Here is a 6,174-nt window from a genome sequence, read left to right as displayed (position 1 = left end):
AATAGATTACTCATGTTATACCCCTGAAACTCAGGGGCTTGAATCATGCAGCCGAGATGACGGCAACCAAATTAATGGGTCCAGAACCTAATAGGTGAGTAAGAAACTGAGAAAATGCGTCCGGCTGTACAGCAAAAGTGTTCCCCAGTTTGAAATTAGCTTTGTCGAAAGAGGAAGAAATGACCAACACCACGACGGACACATTGGCCTCCGGCACGCCCACAACAACAGCTACGCTTGGATCACAGTTTCTTGGCTGGGGGCTCGGTATGTTTTTGCTGGGCTTTCTGGCCGGTTTCATTCCAATTCTGCACTACATGCATGGTGCAATCGCCGGTGATGTCGGCCACGCGTTTATGAAAAACATGACGCTTTGGTGGGGATGCCCGGCGGTTCTTATGGAATACGCCATGAAAACTGGGGGCCTCGGTATGGCCGTGATCGGGCTTTGTTATCTCGTCTTACCCCGCGCTCAAAACGCTGAACCCATTTCCAACAGCGAACGACTGGCTCCAACGCTTTGCGCTATAGGGCTGATCGGTGCAGCAATCTACGCTGCTGTTGGTTATGTTGTTTGTAACATGATCTGGCCGAATTTTTACTTTGCCCACGACGAGATGGGCAAGGACGTTTGGCTTGCGGGGCAGCTCGTAGGTATCTCCGTTTATGTTTATGCGATTTACGTGGCGTTTCGGGCGATCAAGCAGAACCACATCCAAGCAGCCGAGTAAAGACAGCAGTTCGGTTGCAAACTTTGGAAGCGGCTGTGTTCTGTCCGGGCACAGCCAAACCTTCTCTTCGAACGGCAACTTTGTCCGCAGAGCAGACGTTCGTTGCAGCTTGCTCCAATGTCCGCTTTGCGGACAATCCCGCCGTTCACACGCCAGGATCCGAGGCCCAACTTGACCGAGTTCATGACGCGGTTATGCCAACCATTTTTTGCAGGTTGCGCATCGGAGCTGAGAATTTCCCGGCGTCTCCGCTAACTAGCGAAAGCGTGTGTCATGACTGTTCCCAGTCGCTTTGCGAACTCGGATGGGTCGCTTGGGGTTTCGCCTTCGACGATTCGCGCCTGATCCAGCAGGAGGTGAGCTGCGTCCCTCAGAAGGCCATCGTCGCCAGCAGCCTCTGCCTTCGCCCGTTCTGCCAAGGTGGTGATAATCGGGTGGTTTGGGTTTAGCTCGAGTACCCGCGGCATACCATGCTCCAGTTGACCATGACGTTTGAGTAGGCGTTCCAGATTGACATCCATGTCACCTTCATCAGCGATGAGGCAGACCGGGCTGTCTGTCAGGCGTTTCGACGGGCGCACGTCTTTGACTGACTCGCCCAGTTCCACTTTGATCGCGGCGATCAAGGCAGCGAGATCCGCGTCCTCCGTCTTATCTTCGTCTGGATTTGCCTCTTCGGTTTTGACATTATCCAGGTCTGCTGCGCCACGAGTGATTGACTTGAGCGGTTTGCCATCGAACTCGGTAATGTGCTGCAGCCAAAACTCGTCTACGTGGTCGGACAGGAGCAGCACCTCGACGCCCTTAGCCGTGAAGCCCTCCAAATGGGGTGATTGCGCGAGCTTAGCGGCGTTCTCTCCCGCGATGTAGAAAATTGCTTCCTGCCCTTCTTTCATTCGTGAAACGTAGTCAACGAAGCTAGTGAGAGCATCCTCCCCCGTGGAGGCGAAACGGCAAACCTCAAGAATGCGCTCGCGCAAGCTAGGATCTTCAACCAGACCCTCTTTCAACACTGCGCCAAAATTACCCCAAAACTTCGCGTAGTCTTCCGGCGCCTTGGTAGCCTTTTTCTTCAACTCACTGAGGACTTTCTTTGTGACCTGGGACTTAATCTTGGCTAGCTTCGGGTCGGTTTGAAGCATCTCGCGGGAGACGTTTAGAGAGAGGTCTTGGCTATCTACGATACCGCGCAAGAAACGGAGGTATGCTGGGACAAGATCCTTTGTCGTTTCGGAGATGAAGACGCGGTTTACATAAAGCTTCACGTGGCTTTTGCGCTCGGCGTCGAAAAGATCAAAAGGTTGGGTGGAGGGCACAAAAAGCAAGCTGGTGTGATTGAGCGTCCCCTCCACCTTATTGTGGATCACATGCCAGGGGGCGTCGTAAGCATGTGAGCTGTGGCGATAGAATTCGGTATACTGCTCTTCTGATATGTCTTTAGCCGGACGGGTCCAGAGCGCTTCCGCAGCGTTGAGCGCTTCCTCCCCCAGCTTCACAGGAAAACTGATATGCTCGGAATATGTCTTGATAATATGTCTAATGCGGGCTTCTTCAGCGAATTCCTTGGCGTCTTTTTTGAGGTGCAAGGTGACCGTGGTTCCGTTGGTGTCGCGCTGCGCCGCCTCGATCGTGAAAGACCCTTTGCCGTCGGAGGACCAGAGCCAGGCCTCATCCTCGCCGGCCCTACGGGTCAGCACTTCAACTTTGGCGGCGACCATGAAGGCCGAGTAGAAACCAACACCAAACTGACCGATTAGACCTGGGGCATCTTTTTCTTCAGCCTTTAGCGCCTCGATGAAAGCACCAGTGCCGGACTTGGCTATGGTTCCTAGTGTTTCCAACAAGTCAGCATGGTTCATGCCAATCCCGTTGTCAGAGATAGACAACGTCTTGGCTTTTGTGTCGAACTCAAGCGTTATTGCGAAATCCTGTGATGGCGCCAGCTTCGCATCCGTCAGGGCTGCGTAGCGCAGCTTGTCACAAGCATCAGAGGCGTTAGAGACGAGCTCCCGTAGAAACACTTCGCGGTTGGAATAAAGCGAGCCCGCAACAATTTCCAAAAGTTGACCGACTTCTGTCTGAAAGGAAAACGTTTCTTTCTCGATGGTCCCTGCCATTTGAACCTCCTCATTCTACAAGCGGCGCTGATGTAGGTGACTCGCGCGTTGGTTTCAACGCAACAGATACAAAGAAAACCCAACTCTCCAGTTAAGGTGGAGCAAAAGAGCGACACAAGTAGCCTAAGTACTATGTGCCCAGCTTGGTATTCTGAATTGCTGCTGCGCAGTACTTAAAGGCAACAGATGTCACATTTCGGCGCAGTGTCACCATTTATCGCGCTATTCGGATTTCCGCTTTGGGCTCAAAGCGGACATAAGCTGCACCAGGCCTGAATGTCGGCACTGCGGACAAACCTGCCGTTGGCGCACGGGGCCTGAATGTCTGGTTCAGCTTCAATTGCTGCCTTAGGCGCTCTATCGGCCTCGTGCCAAGAGTCGCCCGTACGACTGATGCGACCTGACGGCAGCTTCCTGCCCGTTTCCGGACTCTCCAGAGGGCATCAGACGGCAGCGGGTTTAGCCCTAAAACTCACCGTAAGCCAAGAGGCTGCTCTTGTGCCGAAGCGACTACACCCCGGACTCTCGCCAGAAAGCTTCACCGAAGCGATGCGTGCCAGTTGCAGCTGTGCTAGCTTTCCAACTCAGGGAGGAACGTCAAATGGCAAATCTGACTCTTTACGGACCAAGTTACAGCACATACACCCGCTCGGTACGCCTTGTTATGGAAGAAAAAGGGGTCGACTATGACCATGTCGAGGTTGATTTCATGGAAGGCATGCCAGCTGAACAGATTGCTAGACAACCGTTCGGCAAAGTTCCGGCATTTGAGCACAATGGATTTCACCTTTATGAGACCAGCGCGATTGAGCGTTACATCGACGAAGGGTTCGATGGCACAGCATTGCAGCCCGGTAGCTTGAAACAGCGCGCCCGCATGGCGCAGATGATAAGCATTGTCGACAACTATACATATGGCCCGGTCATTGGTTTGTGCGAGCAAAGAATTTTTGCACCGATGATGGGTGGCGAGACCGACGAAGCTGCCTGCCAAGCCCTTATGCCCGAGATCCAAAAAGCCCTCGGCACTCTTGAGGACTTGCAAGATGGAAATCCCTATTTGGTTGGGGGCGATCTGAGCCTTGCCGATCTCCACTTGGCCCCCGTGTTCTGGTACTTTGTGCAAACGCCAGATGCAGAACCCATTCTTTCGGACAAACCTGGATTGCACACATGGTGGGAAAGCATGGAGTCGAGGGAAAGCATGTCTAAGACAGAGCCGAAGTTCGAATAGTTCGCGGCATGTGCAAATATGTGTGAGCAGACAAACGCGCTGTCACTTTGAACGCGAAACTGACACCACCTCTGTCATTCCAAGCCCTCTAACTATTGTCCGACGCGTTTGCCTGGCATGTGTTCGTTGTCGGGTCGCAAGTCCAAACCGACACGTTTGCGAATCCCGAGTTGTTCCGCGGATTCCCCTTTGCACTCGACTCCGGACGCTCAATACAGTCGAGGACAATGATCGGTCATGGCGCAAAGCGGTCATTAATGCACTACCCAGCGAATGCCCGTTTTGCGGACGAAGCTGCCGTTGCCACAAGGTCCGCTTTGCGAGCAAAGCCTGAGACCAATAAATTCTGATTTGATTATACATAATGTTGGAGTATCTTCCGATGGAGAAACAATATATAGATTGAAGGTGGCGGAGCGGATGATGAAAGGTCTTAAATCAGTAGTTGCAACTGCACTGACTGCAACGCTGATGACATGCCCCAATTTAGGCGCAGCAGACCAAGTCTCGGAACAGATAGAAGCGCTTCTACGGTCAAATACGAATGCGAGTACTACACTTTCAAACAGCAAGAGTTTGGACGCAGAAATCCTTGTACCTCGTTTCTATGCGGCTAGAAAATTTAGGCCAGCTTGGACCAGTATTGAATTGGTTGACGAGCTTTTTGAGGAGTTGGGTGGAGCAATTGATCAGGGCTTAACGCCGAGTGACTTCAAACTAGAGGAGCTTCGATCCGCGTTCAAAGCTTCACAGGGTGGCGATGCCTCCAGTCGAGCATTATTCGATATTCTGGCGACTGACGCGGCCGTGAAACTCGTACACCATTTGGTGTTTGGAAAAGTCGATCCAAATGCGCTAGACGACGATTGGAATTTCTCAAAGCCAGTAATTCAACAAGACCCTTCCGTTGTATTGAGCCAATATCTTCAGGGTGAAGGCTTCAGCGCTTTGATTGAACGCATCGATATCGACAATGCGCAATATACTATGCTCGTTGATGCATTGAGCAAATACAGAGCTATCGCATCAAAGGGAGGCTGGAACACAGTCCCCGAAGAAACGGTTCTGAAGCCGGAAATCGTGGATCCTGCCGTCGCCGAACTGCGCAAAAGGCTAGCGACAGAAGGCTACGATGGAACAAATGAATTTCCAGAAATCAGCCACAACGGTATGAATCCAGCTTGGGTTTATGACGATAATTTGGTGCAACAGGTAAAAACCTTTCAAAATCGTCATGGCTTGGAAGCAGATGGCGTCGTTGGTGGTAAGACTTTCGCGTCTCTCAACAAACCTGTCGAAGATCGCATAAATAAGTTGCGCCTCAGCCTGGAGCGAGGCCGCTGGCTCATGCGGGAAATCGACGAAGAATTCGTGCTAGTAAACATTGCAGGAGCCCGTACTTACTTAGTCACGTCCGATGGGACGGTTTGGACCACTCGGTCGATCACAGGATCAGCCTACCGAAAAACCCCAGTGTTCCGGGATGAAATTGAATATATGGAATTCAATCCAACTTGGACTGTTCCCGCCTCGATTTTTCGGAAAGACAAGCTTTCGCGCATCCGCAAGGATCCAGCCTATCTTGCACGTAACAATTACGTCGTTCGAAACAAAGATGGGCAGACAATTCCTGCCAACGCTGTGAACTGGAGGGCAAAGAACCCCAGCGTTACTCTGGTTCAGCAACCGGGTCCAGACAATGCGTTAGGATTAGTCAAATTCATGTTTCCCAACAAATACGCAGTGTACTTGCATGATACCAACGACCGCAGCCTCTTCGACCGAAATGAGCGAAACCTAAGTTCAGGCTGCGTGCGTCTTGAGTATCCATTCGAATTTGCCAGCCTTTTGATGGAGGGAGTGCCGGACTGGAGCCGGCAAAAGATGCAATCCATTCTGGATAGCGGGAAGACAACGCGCGTTAACCTACCCGAGCCCATGCCGGTTCTTTTGACCTATTGGACTGCGTGGGTTGAAGATGGGGCCGTTCATTTCCGCGAAGACCCATACGAACGAGATGCTCGAATACTTGCAGCTTTGGACCGATGAACACGTCATCCTCAAAGGGATGCGCAATTTTAAGCGTGTTAAA

The 6,174-nt window shown here is 51.9% G+C and carries 4 protein-coding genes; 3 read left to right on the top strand and 1 reads right to left on the bottom strand.

Features of this window, described 5'->3' with window-relative positions:
* Positions 1-179: 179 nt before the first annotated feature.
* On the top strand, positions 180-731 hold the full coding sequence (locus ACR0MQ_RS21660; protein WP_480610798.1) for a hypothetical protein: 552 nt from the start codon (positions 180-182) through the stop codon (positions 729-731).
* A 251-nt stretch (positions 732-982) separates the two neighbouring features.
* On the opposite strand, the gene htpG is transcribed toward ACR0MQ_RS21660, so the two are convergent.
* Positions 983-2,848 (bottom strand): molecular chaperone HtpG, encoded by a 1,866-nt coding sequence (htpG, locus tag ACR0MQ_RS21655; RefSeq protein WP_480610794.1) that lies wholly within the window; start codon positions 2,846-2,848, stop codon positions 983-985.
* 601 nt (positions 2,849-3,449) lie between these two features.
* Between htpG and ACR0MQ_RS21650 the strand changes: the two genes are divergently transcribed.
* Both ACR0MQ_RS21650 and ACR0MQ_RS21645 read left to right on the top strand, forming a co-directional pair.
* Positions 3,450-4,082, top strand: coding sequence for a glutathione S-transferase family protein (locus ACR0MQ_RS21650; RefSeq protein WP_480610791.1), 633 nt, complete (start codon positions 3,450-3,452; stop codon positions 4,080-4,082).
* Positions 4,083-4,505: 423 nt separating this feature from the next.
* The gene (locus ACR0MQ_RS21645) at positions 4,506-6,131 is read left to right on the top strand and encodes a L,D-transpeptidase family protein (RefSeq protein WP_480610789.1); all 1,626 of its coding nucleotides are present in this window, start codon (positions 4,506-4,508) and stop codon (positions 6,129-6,131) included.
* Positions 6,132-6,174 lie beyond the last annotated feature (43 nt).

The sequence above is a fragment of the Ruegeria sp. AN6 genome (assembly GCF_056540425.1).
The sequence above is the reverse complement of the archived record's forward strand: the minus strand, read 5'-3'. Positions and strand labels throughout refer to the sequence as shown.

Excerpts from the sequence above, each read along its gene's own strand:
- ACR0MQ_RS21645 (WP_480610789.1), top strand. The coding sequence starts at position 4,506 with ATGAAAGGTCTTAAATCAGTAGTTGCAACTGCACTGACTGCAACGCTG.
- ACR0MQ_RS21650 (WP_480610791.1), top strand. The coding sequence starts at position 3,450 with ATGGCAAATCTGACTCTTTACGGACCAAGTTACAGCACATACACCCGC.
- ACR0MQ_RS21660 (WP_480610798.1), top strand. The coding sequence starts at position 180 with ATGACCAACACCACGACGGACACATTGGCCTCCGGCACGCCCACAACA.
- htpG (WP_480610794.1), bottom strand. The coding sequence starts at position 2,848 with ATGGCAGGGACCATCGAGAAAGAAACGTTTTCCTTTCAGACAGAAGTC.